The sequence below is a fragment of the Flavobacterium sp. KACC 22763 genome, assembly GCF_028736155.1.
Taxonomy (GTDB): domain Bacteria; phylum Bacteroidota; class Bacteroidia; order Flavobacteriales; family Flavobacteriaceae; genus Flavobacterium.
Genome location: NZ_CP117879.1, coordinates 3,002,516 through 3,020,654, shown reverse-complemented (window position 1 = coordinate 3,020,654; position 18,139 = coordinate 3,002,516). Strand labels below are relative to the sequence as shown.

17 protein-coding genes are annotated in these 18,139 nt (G+C 33.5%); 8 read left to right on the top strand and 9 right to left on the bottom strand.

Annotated features, from left to right (window positions below):
- Positions 1 to 7: 7 nt before the first annotated feature.
- The 5 genes from PQ463_RS12090 (at position 8) to PQ463_RS12070 (ending at position 6,978) form a co-directional block, all read left to right on the top strand.
- Positions 8 to 415 (top strand): GNAT family N-acetyltransferase, encoded by a 408-nt coding sequence (locus PQ463_RS12090; RefSeq protein WP_274253930.1) that lies wholly within the window; start codon positions 8 to 10, stop codon positions 413 to 415.
- 190 nt (positions 416 to 605) lie between these two features.
- Positions 606 to 986 carry a hypothetical protein gene (locus PQ463_RS12085; protein WP_274253929.1) on the top strand — a complete coding sequence of 127 codons (381 nt, stop codon included), beginning with the start codon at positions 606 to 608 and terminating at the stop codon, positions 984 to 986.
- A gap of 177 nt (positions 987 to 1,163) precedes the next feature.
- On the top strand, positions 1,164 to 2,246 hold the full coding sequence (locus tag PQ463_RS12080) for an efflux RND transporter periplasmic adaptor subunit (protein WP_274253928.1): 1,083 nt from the start codon (positions 1,164 to 1,166) through the stop codon (positions 2,244 to 2,246).
- A gap of 120 nt (positions 2,247 to 2,366) precedes the next feature.
- A complete protein-coding gene (locus PQ463_RS12075; RefSeq protein ID WP_274253927.1) occupies positions 2,367 to 5,534 on the top strand; it encodes an efflux RND transporter permease subunit in 3,168 nt (1,055 codons plus the stop codon).
- Positions 5,527 to 6,978 (top strand): TolC family protein, encoded by a 1,452-nt coding sequence (locus PQ463_RS12070; RefSeq protein ID WP_274253926.1) that lies wholly within the window; start codon positions 5,527 to 5,529, stop codon positions 6,976 to 6,978. The genes PQ463_RS12075 and PQ463_RS12070 overlap by 8 nt, the downstream gene beginning before the upstream one ends.
- 81 nt (positions 6,979 to 7,059) lie before the next feature.
- Here the strand turns inward: PQ463_RS12070 and PQ463_RS12065 are convergent, their stop codons facing one another.
- The 3 genes from PQ463_RS12065 to PQ463_RS12055 all read right to left on the bottom strand — a co-directional run bounded on the left by PQ463_RS12065 (position 7,060) and on the right by PQ463_RS12055 (position 9,298).
- Positions 7,060 to 7,542, bottom strand: a complete 483-nt coding sequence (locus PQ463_RS12065; RefSeq protein WP_274253925.1) for a YybH family protein — start codon at positions 7,540 to 7,542, stop codon at positions 7,060 to 7,062.
- Positions 7,543 to 7,692: 150 nt separating this feature from the next.
- On the bottom strand, positions 7,693 to 8,502 hold the full coding sequence (locus tag PQ463_RS12060) for a helix-turn-helix transcriptional regulator (protein WP_274253924.1): 810 nt from the start codon (positions 8,500 to 8,502) through the stop codon (positions 7,693 to 7,695).
- 46 nt (positions 8,503 to 8,548) lie between these two features.
- On the bottom strand, positions 8,549 to 9,298 hold the full coding sequence (locus tag PQ463_RS12055) for a DeoR/GlpR family DNA-binding transcription regulator (protein WP_274253923.1): 750 nt from the start codon (positions 9,296 to 9,298) through the stop codon (positions 8,549 to 8,551).
- 88 nt (positions 9,299 to 9,386) lie between these two features.
- On the opposite strand from PQ463_RS12055, the gene PQ463_RS12050 reads away from it, so the two are divergent.
- Entirely contained in the window at positions 9,387 to 9,920 is a 534-nt protein-coding gene (locus PQ463_RS12050; protein WP_274253922.1) for a 5' nucleotidase, NT5C type, read from the top strand.
- A 70-nt stretch (positions 9,921 to 9,990) separates the two neighbouring features.
- Here PQ463_RS12050 and PQ463_RS12045 read toward each other — a convergent pair whose 3' ends face one another.
- The 3 genes from PQ463_RS12045 to PQ463_RS12035 all read right to left on the bottom strand — a co-directional run bounded on the left by PQ463_RS12045 (position 9,991) and on the right by PQ463_RS12035 (position 13,838).
- Positions 9,991 to 11,736 carry a tetratricopeptide repeat-containing sensor histidine kinase gene (locus tag PQ463_RS12045; protein ID WP_274253921.1) on the bottom strand — a complete coding sequence of 582 codons (1,746 nt, stop codon included), beginning with the start codon at positions 11,734 to 11,736 and terminating at the stop codon, positions 9,991 to 9,993.
- Between the two features lie 98 nt (positions 11,737 to 11,834).
- Positions 11,835 to 13,598 carry a tetratricopeptide repeat-containing sensor histidine kinase gene (locus tag PQ463_RS12040; RefSeq protein ID WP_274253920.1) on the bottom strand — a complete coding sequence of 588 codons (1,764 nt, stop codon included), beginning with the start codon at positions 13,596 to 13,598 and terminating at the stop codon, positions 11,835 to 11,837.
- A 57-nt stretch (positions 13,599 to 13,655) separates the two neighbouring features.
- On the bottom strand, positions 13,656 to 13,838 hold the full coding sequence (locus PQ463_RS12035) for a hypothetical protein (protein WP_274253919.1): 183 nt from the start codon (positions 13,836 to 13,838) through the stop codon (positions 13,656 to 13,658).
- A gap of 553 nt (positions 13,839 to 14,391) precedes the next feature.
- Here PQ463_RS12035 and PQ463_RS12030 point away from each other — a divergent pair.
- Both PQ463_RS12030 and PQ463_RS12025 read left to right on the top strand, forming a co-directional pair.
- Positions 14,392 to 15,021 carry a hypothetical protein gene (locus PQ463_RS12030; protein WP_274253918.1) on the top strand — a complete coding sequence of 210 codons (630 nt, stop codon included), beginning with the start codon at positions 14,392 to 14,394 and terminating at the stop codon, positions 15,019 to 15,021.
- Positions 15,022 to 15,395: 374 nt separating this feature from the next.
- On the top strand, positions 15,396 to 15,758 hold the full coding sequence (locus tag PQ463_RS12025; protein ID WP_274253917.1) for a hypothetical protein: 363 nt from the start codon (positions 15,396 to 15,398) through the stop codon (positions 15,756 to 15,758).
- A gap of 180 nt (positions 15,759 to 15,938) precedes the next feature.
- Here PQ463_RS12025 and PQ463_RS12020 read toward each other — a convergent pair whose 3' ends face one another.
- The 3 genes from PQ463_RS12020 to PQ463_RS12010 form a co-directional block, all read right to left on the bottom strand.
- Complete coding sequence (locus tag PQ463_RS12020; protein ID WP_274253916.1) at positions 15,939 to 17,291, bottom strand: GH1 family beta-glucosidase; 1,353 nt, start codon at positions 17,289 to 17,291, stop codon at positions 15,939 to 15,941.
- A 210-nt stretch (positions 17,292 to 17,501) separates the two neighbouring features.
- A complete protein-coding gene (locus PQ463_RS12015) occupies positions 17,502 to 17,711 on the bottom strand; it encodes a hypothetical protein (protein ID WP_274253915.1) in 210 nt (69 codons plus the stop codon).
- Between the two features lie 11 nt (positions 17,712 to 17,722).
- A complete protein-coding gene (locus PQ463_RS12010) occupies positions 17,723 to 18,136 on the bottom strand; it encodes a hypothetical protein (protein ID WP_274253914.1) in 414 nt (137 codons plus the stop codon).
- Positions 18,137 to 18,139: the final 3 nt, after the last annotated feature.

Here is an 18,139-nt window from a genome sequence, read left to right as displayed (position 1 = left end):
GAGTGAAATGGAAATTAAAACAATAAAAGCGTCTGATACTTGGCAGATTCGTCACGAAGTAATGTGGCCTGACCAACCGTTTGAATTTGTGCAATTAGAAGAAGATGATTCAGGATTTCATTTTGGAGTTTTTGAAGATGATAAATTAGTTTCTATAGTTTCTTGTTTTATCGAAGGGAAAGAAATGCAGTTTAGAAAATTAGCTACGTTAGAAGAATATCAAGGGAAAGGAATTGCTTCTTATCTTTTAAAACACATTCTGAAATTTGCTAAAAGTAAAAAAATAAAAAAAGTTTGGTGCAACGCCAGAAGCAATAAAAAGTCTTTTTATGAAAATATCGGACTTATAGATACTCATAAAACATTTGTAAAAGCTGGTCAAGAATTTACAGTAATGCAAATTAAGCTTTCATAATATAATTTATTTGTCTTGGGTAAATATTTGTTTTGTAGTTGTTTATATTGCATTTTTTTAATTGGATAATGCTTTTCTTCATCTAATCTTCATATAAAAAGTTACCGAAAACGTTTTCATTTTATGTAACTGTTAAAGCTTGTTAAAAAATCTTTTTTTGTTTTAATTCTTTTATTACTTTCGCACCGAAATGAGAAAGTTAATAGTATTTTTAGTATTCATGAATATGCTTCTGTTTGGCGGAGGCCAATATTTGAATGCAAATACTTTTGGTCCTCATAATCACCATCATCTACAAAAACACAGGGTTAAATTTACTAATCAAGATCGCGGAACTTCAACAATTGAAGAAGCTACAGATATTGATCTAGAAGAGGATCTAGTGGGTGGTGATGATACTAATTTACTAACGAACAAGTATTTTACTGCTTCGTATAGTTTGGTAGACGCGTTGTATCTGGCACTTTCAGATCAGTCTGCAGCGAATGATTCTAATCGTTTAAAATTTTCTACGCCTGTCTTCGGGCATTCAAATCCTATCTATATTACTCAACGAGTATTAAGAATTTGATTTTACAGTATACATCGGTTACCTGAGTTTTGATCTCTGCGTATCTTGCTGTTGTATATTTTTCTACTTCTGCTTATATGAAGGTTAAGGTCTGGACTAAGGCTGACTGATGCATTTTAACATCCAAAAGGAATTTTCATTCCAAAGCATTCAATCGCTTAATTTCCAAACTAAATCATGAAAAAAATCATTGTTTTCACAGGCTTAATGGCCTTGGTGTGCTTAACGAGCTGCACATCTAAAAAAGAAGAAAAAGAAGAAGTTGAAAAATTTACGGTCACTAATCCGGTTAGAATTGATACTTCATTTACCAAAGAATACGTTTCGCAAATTAGATCGGTTCGCAATATCGAACTTCGCGCCCAAGAAAAAGGGTTTTTACAAAATATATATGTTGACGAAGGACAGTTTGTAAAAAAAGGACAACTGTTGTTTAAAATTATGCCAAACATGTATCAGGCTGAATTATTAAAAGCACAGTCTGAACAAAAATCGGCAGAAATCGAATTGCAAAATTCTAAATTATTGGCAGATAAAAATATCGTTTCTAAAAACGAATTGAGTGTTGCGCAAGCAAAATTGCAATCTGCAAAAGCTGAAGTATCATTAGCAAAACTTCATTTATCATTCACAGAAATCAGAGCTCCATTTGACGGAACAATTGACCGTATTCCTTTAAAACTAGGAAGTTTAATCGATGAAGGTGAATTATTGACAAGCCTTTCAGACAATAGCCAAATGTTTGCTTATTTCAATGTTTCTGAGCCAGAATATATTAGTTATGAGACTAATATTAAAGACCGTGCCGATAACAAAGTAAACTTAGTTTTGGCTAACGGGGATATCTTCAAAGAAAAAGGAAATGTTGAGGTAATTGAAAGTGAATTCAACAACGAAACAGGAAACATAGCTTTTAGAGCAAGGTTCCCTAATTCTGGAAAATTACTTAGAAATGGTGAAACAGGACAGGTTCAAATGAATGTTCCTCTTAAAAATGCTATCGTAATTCCACAAAAAGCGACTTACGAAATTCAAGATAAAAAATATGTTTTTGTAGTAGGTAAAGACAGTAAAGTTAGTTCTAGAGAGATTACAATTACGGGTGAAATTCCTGATTTGTACGTAATCAAAAGCGGTATTACAGAAAATGACAGAATCTTGCTTGAAGGTGTTCAGAAAGTAAAAGAAAACGACAAGATTAAATTCGATTACGAAGCTCCTAAAGAAGTAATCAATCATTTACGTTTAAAAGCAGAATAGTTTTTTGTTTTAATAGTTTCAAGTTTCAGGTTTCAAGTTACGTACTGAACCTAAAACTTGAAACCTGAAACTTGAAACATTTTAAACTTCAATAAGTTTAATCATTTAAAAAATATTAAAATGTTTAATAAATTTATTCAAAGACCTGTTCTTTCGATCGTAATATCGTTGATTATTGTCTTTTTAGGGGTATTGTCGGTTTTAAATTTACCAATTACCCAATTCCCAACAATCTCACCTCCAATGGTGAACGTTACCGCAGATTATCCTGGATCTAACGGTGAGCTGATGGTTAAAGCAGTGGTTATTCCTTTGGAAAGAGCCTTAAATGGTGTTCCAGGGATGAAATATATGGCTTCTGATGCAGGTAACGATGGAGAAGCTACAATTAAAGTGGTTTTTAATTTAGGAACAGATCCTAACCAAGCTGCAATTAACGTGCAGAACCGTGTGGCTTCTGTTACTAATAAACTTCCTCCTTTGGTAATTCGTGAAGGTATTAAAATTACTAGAGAGGTACCAAGTATGTTGATGTACGTGAACCTTTACAGTACAGACAAAAATACCGACATGAAGTTCTTATACAACTATGCCGATATCAACGTACTTTCTGAATTGAAAAGGGTAAACGGTATTGGTTCTGGAGATATCTTAGGAACACGTGAATATGCAATGCGTATCTGGTTGAAACCAGACCGTATGTTAGCGTATAAAATTTCTGCTGATGAGATAATGGAAGCATTGTCTAGTCAGAGTTTGGAGGCTTCTCCAGGTAAAACGGGAGAAAGTTCTGGTAAACGTTCTCAAGCATTTGAGTATGTATTGAAATACTCAGGACGTTTTACAACAAAAGAGCAATACGAGAATATTGTAGTAAAAGCAAATCCAAACGGAGAGCTTTTGAGATTGAAAGATGTTGCCAAAGTTGAATTTGGTAGCTCGATGTACGATATCTATTCTAATTTGAATGGAAGACCTTCAGCTGCGATTGTATTGAAACAATCTTTTGGAAGTAACGCGAATCAGGTTATTGAAGAAGTTAAAGCTAAGCTTGAAAAAATCAAACAAAGATTTCCAAAAGGAATGGATTATGAAATTTCGTATGACGTTTCTAAATTCCTTGATGCTTCTATCGAAAAAGTAATTCATACTCTTGTTGAAGCATTTATTCTGGTAGGTTTAGTAGTTTTCCTTTTCTTAGGAGACTGGCGTTCTACGGTTATTCCAGCAATTGCAGTACCTGTATCGTTGGTAGGAACTTTTGTGTTCATGACATTCTTTGATATTTCATTGAACTTAATTACATTATTTGCTTTGGTATTGGCAATTGGAGTCGTTGTCGATGACGCGATTGTGGTTATCGAAGCTGTCCATGCCAAGATGGAAGAAGAACATCTCTCGCCATTTAAAGCAACTAAACAAGCTATGCATGAGATTGCAGGAGCAATTATTGCCATTACATTCTTAATGGCGGCGGTATTTATTCCAGTTGCGTTTATGTCTGGTCCAGTTGGAGTTTTCTACAGACAGTTCTCTGTAACTATGGCAACGGCGATTATTCTTTCTGGTATTGTGGCTTTGACATTGACGCCTGCGCTTTGTGCGATGATGTTAAAAAACAATCACGGACAGCCTAAAAAGCCAACGCCTGCCAATAGATTTATTGATGCTTTCAACGAAAAATTCAATTTAGCACAAGGTAAATACCAAAATCTATTAGGTAAAATTGTTGATAGAAGAGTAGTTACCATTGTGGCGCTTATAGGTTTCTGTATTGGAACATTTTTAATAAGCAGTTCAGTTCCTTCTGGATTTATTCCAAATGAGGATCAGGGAATGTTTTATGCCGTAATTCAGACACCACCAGGTTCATCATTAGAGAGAACAAATAATATTGCAGAGAGAGTTCAAAAAATTGCAGAAGAGATTGACGGAGTAAAATCGGTTTCTTCATTGGCAGGTTATGAGATTCTATCTGAAGGTACAGGTGCCAACTCAGGAACGTGTTTGGTTAACTTAAAAGACTGGAGTGATAGAAAAGAATCTGTTGTTGAAATTATGCACGAAATGGAGGAAAAATGTAAAGATATTGCAGGAGCAAATATCGAATTTTTCCAACCGCCTGCTGTACCTGGATATGGTGCTGCCGGAGGATTTGAGCTTCGTTTGTTAGACAAAACTGGTTCTGTAGATTATAAGAGAATGGAGCAGGTTAACAACGATTTTGTTGCCGAGTTGAACAAACAGCCAGAATTATCAAACGTATTTAGTTTCTATAGCTCTAGTTTCCCTCAATACATGATGAAAGTTGATAATGACTTGGCACAGCAAAAAGGGGTTTCTATCGAGAATGCGATGAATACGTTATCAACTCTTGTGGGAAGTAACTACGAAATCAGTTTTATCAAATTCGGTATCAACTATAAAGTTATTGTTCAGGCTTCGCCAGAATATCGTGCACAGCCAGATGATATCTTGAAATTGTACGTGAAAAACGATCGTGATGAAATGGTTCCTTTTTCTGCTTTCATGAAATTAGAAAAAGTGTACGGACTTTCAGAAATCACTCGTCATAATATGTACACCTCAACACAGATCAGTGGTTCTCCAGCTCAAGGTTATAGTTCTGGTACTGCAATTAAAGTAATTCAGAGAGTTGCTGCCGAAAAATTGCCAAGAGGATATGACATTGACTGGGCAGGTATTTCTGCCGATGAGGTTGCTCAAGGTAATCAGGCGATTTGGGTATTCTTAATCTGTTTAGGATTTGTTTACTTGGTATTAGCAGCACAATATGAAAGTTTCATTCTGCCATTATCAGTAATTCTTTCTTTACCAGCGGGTATTTTTGGAGCTTTCCTTTTATTGAAATTAACAGGATTAGAAAACAACATTTATGCACAGGTTGCGATGGTAATGTTGATTGGTTTATTAGGTAAAAATGCCGTACTGATCGTAGAGTTTGCGATTCAGAGACATGCCGCAGGATTATCCGTTTTACAATCAGCAATGGAAGGAGCAAAAGCAAGGTTCCGTCCGATTTTGATGACTTCATTTGCCTTTATTGCAGGTTTATTGCCGCTTGCTTTTGCAACTGGTCCAGGTAAAATTGGTAACCGAACAATTGGTACTGCCGCTGCGGGAGGTATGCTTATCGGAACCATTTGCGGTGTATTTGTAATTCCGGGCTTGTATTTCATTTTTGCCAAAATTGCTGAAAAGTACAAATTGGTAAAACATGAAGAAGAAAATCCATTAACAGAAGAAATTGATAATAATCATGTATAAAGTTAAATCATATCAATATAGTATTGTATTAGCTGTTTGTCTAGCAGTTGCAGGGTGTAAAACTCCTGCACCTGAGGCAGCAGTTACAACCAGTACGCCAGTTCCTGAGTCGTTTGGAGCAACAGCTCAAACGCAAGATGCCAACAATAATACAGCGGCATTAAACTGGAAAGATTATTTTAAAGATCAGAACCTTGTTGAGTTAATAGAGGCTGCTCTTAAAAACAATCAGGAATTAAATATTACTTTACAGGAAATCGAAATTGCAAAGAATGATATTCGTGTAAAAAAAGGACTTCTATTACCAACAGCAGGTTTACGTGCTGGAGCGGGAGTAGAAAAAGTGGGTAGATATACTAGTCAAGGTGCGGGTGATGCTACAACAGAGATTAAACCGGGAGTTGAAACACCAGATCCGCTAGGAGATTTTACTATCGCTGCTTATGCTAATTGGGAAGTAGATATCTGGAAAAAATTGCGTAATTCTAAAAAAGCAGCATTAAATAGATATTTGGCTACTGTAGAAGGTAAAAACTTTGTGATTACAAACCTCATCGCCGAAGTTGCCGATTCTTATTATGAATTACTTGCCTTAGACAATCAGTTGGATATTGTTAAGCAGACCATCAAATTGCAGACTAACGCTTTAGAAATTGTAAAAGTTCAAAAACAAGCGGCAAGAGCAACTGAATTGGGAGTTAAGAAATTTGAAGCAGAGGTTTTAACTTCACAAAGTTTAGAGTTTGATATTTTACAAAAAATAAAAGAAAACGAAAACAAAATCAACTTTTTGCTAGGAAGATATCCTCAAGAAATTAAAAGAACCAGTAGCACGAACTTCTTAAGCTTATTGCCTGCGCAAGTAAGTTCTGGAATTCCATCTCAACTGTTACAGAATCGTCCAGATGTGAAACAAGCAGAATTAGAATTGGTTGCAGCAAAATTGGACGTAAAAGTTGCGCGAGCAGAGTTTTATCCTTCTTTAGATATTACAGCAGCTATTGGAGTTCAGGCTTTCAAACCTTCTTATTTGTTCACCATGCCAGAATCGCTTTTGTATTCATTGGCAGGAGATCTTGTGGCGCCTTTGATTAACAGAAATGCAATTAAGGCAGAGTTTGCGAGTGCCAATGCAAGACAGATTCAAGCATTGTACAATTACGATCGTACGGTTTTAAATGCTTATTTAGAAGTTTCAAATCAAATGTCTAAGATCGAGAATCTTCAAAAAGGATATGATCTTAAATCGAAACAAGTAGACGCTTTAAATACTTCTATTGATGTTTCAAACGATTTGTTTAAGTCGGCTAGAGTAGATTATTTCGAAGTTTTAATGACTCAGAGAGATGCATTGGAAGCTAAATTGGAATTAATCGATACTAAAAAAGAACAATTAAATGCTGCAGTCCATGTTTACAGAGACTTGGGCGGCGGATGGAAATAAAATTTGCCTGTTAATTTGTAGTGAAAAAGCCTTTCGGAAGTAAAATTCTGAAAGGCTTTTTCGGTTTTCAAATAAGCATTTTTATTGTGCTTGACGATTACTGCTAAAAGAATCTCTAAACATTTTCCAGCCTTTAGGAGTTTTTTTCCAAAGAACAAGAAACTTGCCATCATCCATAAGTTCGCCTTTTGAGTTTAAAGACTGCCATAAACCTTCTTCGGTAACATATTCTACGCCATCGCCGTAAACTGCTGTCGTAATAAATTTACCGCCTCTTAAGCCATATTCGTCATAGGCTTTTCTGAAGAATTTGGCAGCGCCTTCTTTTCCATAAATTTGAGGCGCATTCGGAAGCAATATTGAAGCATCATCGGCATAACGATCTATAAAAATTGACGAATCATTATTTTTAAATGAATCAAAATAAATAGCATTACTTTCTTGAATTGCTTTTTTTGCTTCGTCTAAATTGGCTGTTTCTTTTTTTGATGCCGAATCACAGCTGTTTAAGAATATGGTAAATACAATTAGTTTTAAGATTGTACCAAGAGCATAATTTTTCATAACGTTAGTTTTTAATTAAAAGAATAAAATGATATTATTTTAATCAAAGGTATTGCGCTTGAAAATTTTAAAATTGTACAAATCGGAACTGTTTTTTTTGGAGATTCTAAGTTGCTAAGTTTCTAAGATGCTAAGAAGCTGAATATTGATTTAAATAATCAAATTATTTATTGGAGATAGGTTTTCTAAATAAGAAGTAGGTGTAGTTCCTGTAAAAGCTTTAAAATCTCTTATAAAATGCGATTGGTCAAAGTAACCAGAATCGTAAGCAATTGAGGTTAAAGGGGAATCGTTGTTAGAAATCAGTTTTAAACTGCGCTGAAAACGGATAATTTTATTAAAGGATTTTGGAGCCAGACCCGTGTGCTGAAAAACTAGTTTATGAAGATAGCGAGGCGTCATTCCGTATTTGGCCGCAATAGTATTGATGTCGCTGCCTGATGGATTTTGGACTAAACTAGACAGAATATGAGCTACTTTTTGAATTTTCTGCGACTTATTATCATTCGTTATCAGTTTCTTGATTAAAAATAATTCAATAAGTTCAATTCGCTTTTGAATTTCTGGAGTTTCCAAAAGCTGTAAATGAAGCGTTGTTATGGGTTTGCCAATAACGTCTTCTAAATCTAAAATCTGATCGTTAAAGATTCCGACCTCATCGTTAAAAAAATAAGCTGCAGAATGGGTATAAAACCGAATACCCAACATAGTGTGTCTGCCTTTTGATTTTATGGCTAGCGGTTTTGTTATTTGTCCCCACAATTCAATTTTGGGTGTTTTATGAAATTTTTCATCAATCAATGATTCCCAAATGCCATCTCCTAGATTAAAAATCATTTCCATTTCGCCACTAGGAAAAACAGTATCTTGAAATTCGATATCAGAATCTGATTCAAAAATATAATAGTGTTTTATATAAGGTTTCAGAATTTCTGATGGTAGAAAATATTGGAATTCCATTGCACTAGATTAATGTTAAATCATTGTCTATATCAAAGTTATGAAATTAAAGAATAGTCAAACCAGTATTTTTGTACGGCTTTAAAATTTCCTCATCTGGAGAAACATTGGTTACCAAAACATCGATGTCTTTTATTGGACAAACAAAATAAGATTCGGCAGTTTCAACTTTTTCAATAGAACTTAAGGCGATCACAAAATTAGAGTTCTTAATCATATTCTTTTTTAGCACAGAATCGTCGTATAGAATTCCTGTAATACCGCGTTCATGATGAATACTGCAGATTCCCAGAATGAAGATGTCTGCTCTAAAATTCCTAAAGAAATCAATCGTTTCAATACTCGATGTCGCAAAAGAAGTCTTGCACATTTTTCCGCCAGCAAAAATTAGATCAATATTGGGTAAATCTTCAACCAACGAAGCTATGGGAAAACTATTGGTAATAACCGTCAATTTTAAATCGTAAGGAAAACTGGCAACCAAAGCCAATGAAGTTGTTCCGCCATCAATAAAAACGACTTGTCCGTCTTTCAAATACGAAATGGCTTTCTGGGCAATAATCTTTTTGTTTTCGATATCGTGCTTCTCTCTTTTTCTATAATGAAGCGGAATTGGAGAAGGAGCAACTGCACCGCCACGAACTGCTTTTAAAAGTCCTTGATCTGAAAGCTCTTTTAAATCACGTCGGATTGTATCTTCTGAAACGCTCAAATATTCACTTAATTCGATAGAGCTAACACGGTGTTCTTTAGATAAATACTCTAAAATTGCTTTTTGACGTTCTTCCTTCTTCATTTTGTTTGCGGTTTTATATTGCAAAAATAAGTTAAAAATTGCAATATTTTGCAATTTTTGCATAATTTTACCGCAAAATAAAATTATCATGAGAAAGAAAACCATTGCAGTCGATATGGACGGGGTGCTAGCCGATATAGAATCCCAATTGATCGAAGAATATAATAAAGAATACGGAATGAACCTTTCGAAAGAAGGAATTCAGGGACTAAGTGAAGAAGAAGCTTTTAAAGAGAGAGCACTTTTGCACGGAATTTTAAATAAAGGAAATTTTTTTAGAAACCTGCCCGTAATGCCAGATGCAGTTGAGAGTTTGCAAGAACTTCAAAAGAATTTTGAAATTTTTATTGTCTCGGCAGCAACAGAATTTCCAATCTCTCTTGCCGAAAAAGTAGCTTGGCTTGCAGAGCATTTTCCTTTTATAAAATGGGAAAATATAGTTTTGTGCGGCAGCAAAAGAATTATCAATACCGATTATCTGATTGACGATCATTGTAAAAATCTAGACCATTGCATGGGCAAACCTATTATGTTTACGGCCTTTCATAATATAAACAAAACACACCATTTACGAGTAAATAACTGGAAAGAAGCGGTGGCTGTTTTAAACGAAACATTATAAGCTAAATAAGGTTATAATAGGATTGTTTTTTGAAGAGAAAAGCCTTTCGGATTAATTCTGAAAGGTTTTTTTAATACGCGAATTTTTCTTTCACCTTAATTTGCGTTTGTTCAGGCATAGATATTTTTACTTTAAATCCTTTGTCTGGTTCTGTTTCAATATCAAATGTGCCATTAATGGCAAGAACACGGTTTGACATGTTTTGAAGGCCATTTTTCACAACCATACTTTTTTCGCAGCCTTTACCATTATCCCTATAATTTATCAAAATTGATTTTTGGTCACTATCAAATCGTATTACAACAATACTTGCTTCGCTGTGTTTTTTCATATTCACCATTAATTCCTGTAAAACTCGGCTGATGGTGATTTTTTTTATGTCGTCAATATTTTCCCAATTTATGTTTTCTAAATTGGTAATCATAATATTTCTCTCTCGTGTATTATAGGCAGAGAGCATTTCTTTTATGCTGTGGGTAAAATTTTCGCCAGTATCAATACTATTGTTTTCTCTAGAAATTCCACGTACACGGCTGTAGATATCATCCAGTTTTTGCAGCAGATTCTCTTTGGTGTTTTCTACAGATAACGGCTGAGATTCAGCAAAAGCAATTACTTGAAAAACATCGTTCGCTAGTTCATCGTGGATTTTTTTAGCAATTCGAGTTTCGGTGTTGTAAGAAGTTTTAAATTCGATAGCCTTGTTTTTATTTTTATAATAGCGTATTAGAATGAATATTAGAATAACTAAAAAAGCAAAAACAATTACCGATACAATTTTTAGGTATTTGGCTCTTTGAAGTGATAATTGATTCTCGGCCTTTTCTAAACGAAGTTTTTCGTTTTCGTCTTTTTCCTTTTTGGCATCGTACTTAATTTTGGCAGACTTATTTTTAAAATTATTTCGAACTTTAATAATGCTGTCATTTAATGTAAAGTACTTTTGGGTGTATTTTGCGGTATTAGGAGTGTTATCATTTGAGATTAATATTTGCAAGGCTTCTAATCTTTCATCAATACTATTTAGTTTTGTAGAAATGTTATACGCTGTAAGAGCGTTTTCGTCTGATTTTTGAAGATTCTTTTTAGAATAATAGTCTGCAAGATGTAGATAACTTTCGATACTGCTATAGGTATCCTTAGTTTCCATTTTGATCTGGAGTGCTTCATCCATTAAATGAAATCCTTTATCTTCCGCTCCCTTTTTAAAATAAGCATAACCTAAATTATCTTGTATTCTTCCTTTGGTACGAGCGTTAGATTTTTCGTTTAGTAATCTTTGTCTTAAAATTGATTCTAAAAGTGTAATTGCTTTATCATATTTCTTTTGAAGAATATAGACAACTGCAATATTACTTAAAGAAGGCAGCTTCTCCTGAAAACTATCGGAATCTTTAGCCGACTCCTCATAATAAAATATAGCATCTTGGTAAAGAGAAAGTTCTTTATCAGCAATCCCTAATGCGTTATTTATGCAACTTCTATGATTTTTGTTTTTTCTAGCATAAGGCAAAGCTTCAGTTACGGTTTCTTTACTGCCATAATAATCTCCATTGATCTGCTGAATGATTGCCATTTGGATAAGGACATAAGAAATATTGGTGCTATCTTTTAAAGTTTCAAAAAGAGCTTTTGATTTGTTAAATTCATAAAAAGCGTTATTAAAGTTTTCTTTTACATAATTTATATCTGCAGTATCTCGTAAACTAAGTGCTTGTTTTCGAATCAATTCTGCATCAGGATGAGTGAAGCTTTCTTCTTTACAAGAAAAAAGAAAAATAAGTGGAATAAAATAAAAAAGCGGGGACCGTAACATATAAATTTACTTTCCCCGAAAATAGTAATTAAATTAGATACTTTATGATTTGTTTTTTGAAGCAAAAAAGCCTTTCGGATTAATTCTGAAAGGTTTTTTTAATATGCGAATTTTTCTTTCACCTTAATCTGTGTTTGCTCTGGCATCGATATTTTTACTTTAAATCCTTTGTCTGGTTCTGTTTCAATATCAAATGTGCCATTAATGGCAAGAACACGGTTTGACATGTTTTGAAGGCCATTTTTCACAACCATACTTTTTTCGCAACCTTTACCATTATCCCTATAATTTATCGAAATTGATTTTTGGTCACTATCAAATCGTATTACAACTATACTTGCTTCGCTGTGTTTTTTCATATTTACCATTAATTCCTGTAAAATTCGGCTGATGGTGATTTTTTTAATATCATCAATATTTTCCCAATTTATGTTTTCTAAATTGGTAATCATAATATTTCTCTCTCGTGTATTATAGGCAGAGAGCATTTCTTTTATGCTGTGGGTAAAATTTTCGCCAGTATCGATACTATTGTTTTCTCTTGAAATCCCTCGTACACGGCTGTAGATATCATCCAGTTTTTGCAGTAGATTCTCTTTGGTGTTTTCTACAGATAACGGCTGAGATTCAGCAAAAGCAATAACTTGAAAAACATCGTTCGCTAGTTCATCGTGGATTTTTTTAGCAATACGGGTTTCGGTGTTGTACGAAGTTTTAAATTCGATAGCCTTGTTTTTATTTTTATAATAGCGTATTAGAATGAATATTAGAATAACTAAAAAAGCAAAAACAATTACCGATACAATTTTTAGGTATTTGGCTCTTTGAAGTGATAATTGATTCTCGGCCTTTTCTAAACGAAGTTTTTCGTTTTCGTCTTTTTCCTTTTTGGCATCGTACTTAATTTTGGCAGACTTATTTTTAAAATTATTTCGAACTTTAATAATGCTGTCATTTAATGTAAAGTACTTTTGGGTGTATTTTGCAGTATTAGGACTGTTATCATTTGAGATTAGTATTTGAAGAGCTTCTAATCTTTCATCGACGCTATTAAATTTTGTAGCTATTTCGTAAGCAGCAAGTGCATTTTCATCCGATTTCGTTATGTCTTTTTTTGAATAATAATCGGCAAGGTGTAAATAGCTTTCAATACTTCCATACGTGTCTTTAGAGTCAATTCTAATTTGTAGACCTTCATTCATTAAATGAAATCCTTTATCTTTTATTCCGTTTTTAAAGTAGGCATAACCCAAATTATCGAGTAGTATAGACTTGTCATATGGCGTCGCTTTCTCTTTTAAATCTTTACGTGAAAGAGATTGTAAAAGAGAATCTAAAATAGGGATTGCTTTATCATATTTTTTTTGATAAATATAAACTGCGGCAATATTTTGTAGAGGAGCATGTTTTAAGAGTGGATCAGTATACTCATTTGCTGCTAGTTTATAATAATAAATGGCATCATCATAAAGAGAAAGTTCTTTATCAGCGATGCCTAAATAATTATTTATACTAGCAGGATAATTTCTATCTTTTTCATTATGTGGTATTGTCTGCAAAGCTTCGGTTAAAATTTCTTTGCTACCATAATAATCGCCATTTCGCTGATGGATTTCTGCAATTCTGATAAGTACATAAGAGATATTGCCACTGTCTTTTACAATATTATAAAGATCCTTTGATTTATTGAACTGATAAAAAGCGATGTTAAAGTTTTGTTTGTCATAACTTTCAATTGCTTTATCGCGCAAAGCCCGAGCCTCTTTTTGTATAGACTCTGTTTTAGGAGCAATAGGCTTTTTTTCTTCGCAGGAAAAAAGGACAAGCAAAATAAGACAATAAAAAAACGGGGACCGTAACATACAAATTTACTTTCCCCGAAAATAGTAATTAATTAGATACTAAAAATATATTTTAACTTATGGTTTTGTTGGAGGGACATTTCCCTTATCACCAGGACCATCAGGATTAGCATCACCAGCATATGAAGGCTGGGTAGTTTTTTCAGTTTTTTTAACTGTTTGTGTCTCGTACTCATCAGGAGTGCAAGAAAATATCGTGAACAATAACGCAAAAGCGATAAATAGTATTAGTTTTTTCATTTTGTTTATTTTTAAGAAATTAGACATAGGTATTGCTGTCCGGAATGATCCAGAGGCTTTGGGACAATACCAACATTGGTTTTGGGAAGTGAAGTGTGTAGAACAGTAAGACGTTATTTATACTTCCCGAATAAACTCGGTCTTACAGTTTTTTTACACTCTTAATTAGAACTGGTTTTCATTATTGTTTTAGTCTGCAGACAAAACCTGAACTAATTTCTTGATGCAAAGTAAAGGAGCTTCCAGGCCTTAACTGGTAAGGGATTCCCGGAATTCCCGCGTTTTCCTGAGATTCCCAGAAATTCCCAGAGAAAGCGTAAAAGTCTAGTTTGAATTATTTAATTTTAGACAAATCTCTTATTATAATAGATGCAATAATTCTGTCAAAAGTTGGGTGCGAAATATTAAAAAAAATATAGAAATAGTATAGATTTGGAACAGAAATTGAATTGCTCGTAAAGATTTAATTTAGAGGTTGAAAATAAAGGCATATAAAAAAGTTTTGGTTAAAAATGAAAAAAAAGGAGTCAAAAGAATTTTCTAAAAAAGTAAGATGAACAATACATTAGAAGAATATAAAAAGGCGATTAAAATTAAATACGAGATTGAAAAAGACGGTGAGTACTTTGATTTTCTGTACCATCCTTCCCGCGGAAAACTCCGCGATTTATGCTGGCTTATCTTTGAAGACAACCCGACTCAAGATGATTTAAAAGTTTTTAGAAATTTACTGTGCGTAGATTTTGACTATACCCAAAAGAATAAGTTTAAAAATCAAAAAGATAAGTTTAGGCCTATTGAAACTTTCTTTAAAGGCGAAACAGACCCAACCAATATTGATGCGATAAATCTTGCCGCAGTGCTAGTCGATTTTCAGCCGCGTCCTTTTAAAAAGTTCAATGAAAAATGTAGAATTGAAGAAGCAAAACAAATTAAGAATGTCGCGAAGGATGTAACCGTTGAAATTGATAGTAATGGCATAGAAGAAAATGTTTTGTTGAAAAATGAAAATGAAGAGTCTAAAGAAGTTCCTGAAAAGGAAAATCTTATGCTAAATTTTAAAGATTTATTTTCTAAAGAAATGGTTCAGAAAATATATCCTCGCAAAATAATTACGATTGCGGTTGGAACAGTTGCTCTGGTGTCTTCTGCATGTTTATACTTGGTGCAGAAAAAAGATTAAGCAACATAATTTCGAAATGAAATCTGAATGCATTTTGAAAAATAAAATGCTTGAAGGAATAAAAAGAATAATTTTTTGAAGTGCAATTTTGGCGTTTAAAAGATGTGTTTTTCGGCATATATTTACTGTTATTTACACTATAAAGATAAGAAAAAAATCCCGATAAACCTAATGAAATTCAATGAAATAACAGATTTTTTTGTTCTTTTTTTACTTTTTTTGAAGAGTTTTTTCCTGTCTTTTTTGGAGTAAATATGTATTCTGAAAAATTGTAAAATTTGTTTTTTTAGCCAGATTGAAGTAAAATTATTTATATTTATAAAACATTAAAAACGGTTTTGATTTTTAATAAAAATTAGTCTAAAATACCCCTTATGAAAAAGCTCCTAATACTCTTAATTGTTTTATGCACTGTCAGCTGTAAAAAATATGTTGTTTCGTTTGAACAACCAACAGATATGAAATTGGACAATTTAAAACTAGAAGTATTTCTGGATAAAGAAAAAGTTCAAGAAATTACCTTAAAAGCAACAGAAGCGTTGCCTACTTATGAAACAGTCGGATTATCAATATCTGATGAAGGAAAGCACTTGCTTGAGGTAAAAACAAAAGATACCACCTTTAGTTTTAATGTAAAATATCCTGAAGAGAAATACATTAGAATAATGGCACACTTAAAAACTAATGGAAAAGTCAATGTTGGAATCTTAAAACAGAATTATAAATATAAGTCTTAATGATATCTGGGTTGGTTTTTTAACCGCAAAGGGACAAAGATAAACGCAAAGTTCGCAAAGCAATTTATATATCGCTTTGCGAACTTTGTTTTAACTGAAAGGTATCTTAAAAAGACTTAGCGGACTTAGCGTATCCCGATAGCTATCGGGATTGTGTGCTTTGCGGTAAAACCAAAACAGCTAGGATAAAAAATCCTTAAACCACAATCCAGAGTTTTTTATAGTCCTTTTTTGCGTTTCAAAATCAACGTGAATTAATCCGAATCGGGCATTATAACCTTCTGCCCATTCAAAATTATCAGTAAGGCTCCATACAAAATAGCCTTCAACATTTAAGCCCTCTTGTTTTGCCTTTAATATTTGTTCCAGATTGTCTTGAATAAAATGAGTTCGTTTTATATCATGAACTTTTCCGTTTTGGACAGTATCTGGAAAAGCAGCTCCGTTTTCGGTAATAATGATTTTTTTTATTCCGTCATATTCGTTAAACTTTTTAAGAATATGATACATAGCAGGTGGATAAACTTCCCAGCCCATTTCGGTGGAGATTACATTTCTCTTTTCAGCACTTATCAATTCGGCGCCAATATATGGAGTTAAAATAGAATGTTTTACAACCTCTCGAGTGTAACACTGCAATCCGATGAAATCAAAATCGAAAGCTAGATTGTTTAAATCGTCTTCAAGAATATAATTATTCAATTTTTTAAGTACAGGAAGATCTTTCTGCGGATAACCTAATCCTAAAATGGGTTCAATAAAAGTCCTATTCAATAAAGTATCTACACGTTTTGCGGCTTCAACATCTTTTGCGCTTTCAGTTGCAGGTTCAATATGCGTGCAGGAGAAAGTAGTTCCGATATGTGCATCGGTAATTCTTTCTCGAATTATTTTAGCTCCAGCAGAAGTTGCCAGAGTTACATGATGTATGGCTTTAAGATAATTGGTAATGCCTTTTTTTCCAGGCGCGTGGATACCTAAAAAATAACCAGCACCAGTAAATACAGAAGGCTCGTTAATGACCATCCAGTTTTTGACACGATCACCAAAATACTGTACGCAGACTTCAACATATTCTTTGAACCAAGAAACCGATTCGCGATTGGTCCAACCTCCTTTTATTTCCAGTTCATGCGGTAAATCCCAATGATAAAGTGTAATCCAAGGTTCGATTCCCGAAGCCAGCAACGAATCTATAATTTTATTATAATAATCGATTCCAGCCTGATTTACGGGATGAACTCCAGTCGGCATAATTCTAGGCCAGCTGATAGAAAACCTAAAATTCGGAATATTTAATTCCTTAATTAAATTAATGTCGTCCTGATAACAATTGTAGAAATCACAAGCAGTTATAGCATGATGTCCGTTTTTGATTTTTCCTTTTTGAGAAGTAAAAACATCCCAGATAGAAGAACCTTTTCCATCGGCATCGTGTGCACCTTCAATTTGGAAAGCGGCGGTAGAAACACCCCACAAGAAGTCGTTACCAAATTGGTTTTTGTTCAAAAAAGAGCTTTCAATTTTATTCATTCAATACTGCTTTCCTTTATTTATAATGGTTTATTAATGTAGGAAAGAAGATTGCATTGCTCTTAAAAAAAGCCATTCTTTGAATGATACTAGGAATTTTAGATTAAAGAATTTCATAACGATTAGTTTTATATCAAATTAAGAAAACTAATGTGAAATTATTGTAAAGTGATTATTATCAAATGATTAAATATGAAAAAGGGAAGATAATCAATCTTCCCATCCGCATAGTGTTAAGCCTAAACCTTGTGCTTGTTTAAGTGATGTTTTTACCGTTCCATGACTGCAAGCACTTAAGCCACGGCAGTTTTCATTATAATGGTATTTTTTTGCACCAGTAGGGCCACAAATATAGACGTTGGTTTCTGGTGGACTAAATGAAGTTGCAAAAACAAAAAGTAACAGTAAAGTATATTTCATTTAGATATTTTTTATTTGACAATTAATTGATATTCGTTTCCTTTTTTATCAAAAGCTTTTAATTTCCCGTATGAAACCCATTCTGTATTGATTTCGATTTCTGGAATCGTATCAGTTGTTAAAATTCCGGCGCCGTATTTTCCCGAAACATTTATATTGCCAGAGACAGAATCTCCTGCGCTATTTATTCCTTTTACATCATAATTGTACTCATAATTTCCAGGGTTTCCTGTTCTATATTCGTACTGATAAGTTTTATTTACGTGATATGTTCTGGCTTCTTGGGGAGTGATTGTCTTTCGATCATCCGCAGTAATTACCGATTTATAAAATGAATTTACTTGAGGCAATGGAGGCGGAGAGGCGGCTTTCTTACACGAATAAAATGAAAATAATAAAAGTAAGATGAGGTAGTTTTTTTGCATAGG